Origin of the sequence: Pectobacterium carotovorum, assembly GCF_033898505.1 — a bacterium.
GTDB classification, from domain to species: Bacteria; Pseudomonadota; Gammaproteobacteria; order Enterobacterales; family Enterobacteriaceae; genus Pectobacterium; species Pectobacterium carotovorum_J.
In genome coordinates this window covers 1-2,665 of the sequence record NZ_JAXAFK010000012.1, presented here as the reverse complement: position 1 = coordinate 2,665, position 2,665 = coordinate 1, and the positions used below count along the sequence as shown (strand labels likewise).

Genomic DNA, 2,665 nt, shown 5'->3' with positions numbered 1-2,665 from the left:
TTTCATTCCAACCGTTATACGTTGCTTACGCGCTCGCACAACCATCAGAACCAATCTCTGAACAAGCTGATTATTGTTTTCTATGAGTCACCCACAAAACACCTTCGGTGTTGTAAGGTTAAGCCTCTCGGGTCATTAGTACTGGTTAGCTCAACGTATCGCTACGCTTACACACCCAGCCTATCTACGTCGTCGTCTTCAACGGCCCTTCAGGGGCATCAAGTGCCCAGGGAAGACTCATCTCGAGGCAAGTTTCCCGCTTAGATGCTTTCAGCGGTTATCTCTTCCGCACTTAGCTACCGGGCAATGCAATTGGCATCACAACCCGTACACCAGTGGTGCGTTCACTCCGGTCCTCTCGTACTAGGAGCAACCCCTCTCAATCTTCCAACGCCCACGGCAGATAGGGACCGAACTGTCTCACGACGTTCTAAACCCAGCTCGCGTACCACTTTAAATGGCGAACAGCCATACCCTTGGGACCTACTTCAGCCCCAGGATGTGATGAGCCGACATCGAGGTGCCAAACACCGCCGTCGATATGAACTCTTGGGCGGTATCAGCCTGTTATCCCCGGAGTACCTTTTATCCGTTGAGCGATGGCCCTTCCATTCAGAACCACCGGATCACTAAGACCTGCTTTCGCACCTGCTCGAGCTGTCACTCTCGCAGTCAAGCTAGCTTATGCCTTTGCACTAACCTCCTGATGTCCGACCAGGATTAGCTAACCTTCGTGCTCCTCCGTTACGCTTTGGGAGGAGACCGCCCCAGTCAAACTACCCACCAGACACTGTCCGCAACCCGGATTACGGGTCCACGTTAGAACATCAAACATTAAAGGGTGGTATTTCAAGGTTGGCTCCACGCAGACTGGCGTCCACGCTTCAAAGCCTCCCACCTATCCTACACATCAAGGCTCAAGGTTCAGTGTCAAGCTATAGTAAAGGTTCACGGGGTCTTTCCGTCTTGCCGCGGGTACACTGCATCTTCACAGCGAGTTCAATTTCACTGAGTCTCGGGTGGAGACAGCCTGGCCATCATTACGCCATTCGTGCAGGTCGGAACTTACCCGACAAGGAATTTCGCTACCTTAGGACCGTTATAGTTACGGCCGCCGTTTACCGGGGCTTCGATCAAGAGCTTCGCCTTGCGGCTGACCCCATCAATTAACCTTCCGGCACCGGGCAGGCGTCACACCGTATACGTCCACTTTCGTGTTTGCACAGTGCTGTGTTTTTATTAAACAGTTGCAGCCAGCTGGTATCTTCGACTGATTTCAGCTCCATGAGCAAGTCACTTCACCTACCATCAGCGTGCCTTCTCCCGAAGTTACGGCACCATTTTGCCTAGTTCCTTCACCCGAGTTCTCTCAAGCGCCTGAGTATTCTCTACCTGACCACCTGTGTCGGTTTGGGGTACGATTCGATGTTACCTGGAGCTTAGAGGCTTTTCCTGGAAGCGTAGCATTGGTTACTTCATCACCGTAGTGACTCGTCATCACGCCTCAGTGTTAACGATGACCCGGATTTACCAAAGTCATCCACCTTCACGCTTAAACCGGGACAACCGTCGCCCGGATAACCTAGCTTTCTCCGTCCCCCCTTCGCAGTAACACCCAGTACAGGAATATTAACCTGTTTCCCATCGACTACGCTTTTCAGCCTCGCCTTAGGGGTCGACTCACCCTGCCCCGATTAACGTTGGACAGGAACCCTTGGTCTTCCGGCGTGCGGGTTTTTCACCCGCATTATCGTTACTTATGTCAGCATTCGCACTTCTGATACCTCCAGCAACCCTCACAGGCCACCTTCGCAGGCTTACAGAACGCTCCCCTACCCAACAACACTAAGTGTCGCTGCCGCAGCTTCGGTGCATGGTTTAGCCCCGTTACATCTTCCGCGCAGGCCGACTCGACCAGTGAGCTATTACGCTTTCTTTAAATGATGGCTGCTTCTAAGCCAACATCCTGGCTGTCTATGCCTTCCCACATCGTTTCCCACTTAACCATGACTTTGGGACCTTAGCTGGCGGTCTGGGTTGTTTCCCTCTTCACGACGAACGTTAGCACCCGCCGTGTGTCTCCCGTGATAACATTCTTCGGTATTCGTAGTTTGCATCGGGTTGGTAAGTCGGGATGACCCCCTAGCCGAAACAGTGCTCTACCCCCGAAGATGAATTCACGAGGCGCTACCTAAATAGCTTTCGGGGAGAACCAGCTATCTCCCGGTTTGATTGGCCTTTCACCCCCAGCCACAAGTCATCCGCTAATTTTTCAACATTAGTCGGTTCGGTCCTCCAGTTAGTGTTACCCAACCTTCAACCTGCCCATGGCTAGATCACCGGGTTTCGGGTCTATACCCTGCAACTTAACGCCCAGTTAAGACTCGGTTTCCCTGCGGCTCCCCTATACGGTTAACCTTGCTACAGAATATAAGTCGCTGACCCATTATACAAAAGGTACGCAGTCACACCCCAAAGGGTGCTCCCACTGCTTGTACGTACACGGTTTCAGGTTCTATTTCACTCCCCTCGCCGGGGTTCTTTTCGCCTTTCCCTCACGGTACTGGTTCACTATCGGTCAGTCAGGAGTATTTAGCCTTGGAGGATGGTCCCCCCATATTCAGACAGGATGTCACGTGTCCCGCCCTACTCATCGAACTCACAA

The 2,665-nt window shown here is 52.5% G+C and carries 1 rRNA gene; it reads right to left on the bottom strand.

Annotated elements, in window-relative coordinates:
* Positions 1-114: 114 nt before the first annotated feature.
* Positions 115-2,665, bottom strand: a 23S ribosomal RNA gene (locus tag R9X49_RS23075); the annotation flags it as partial.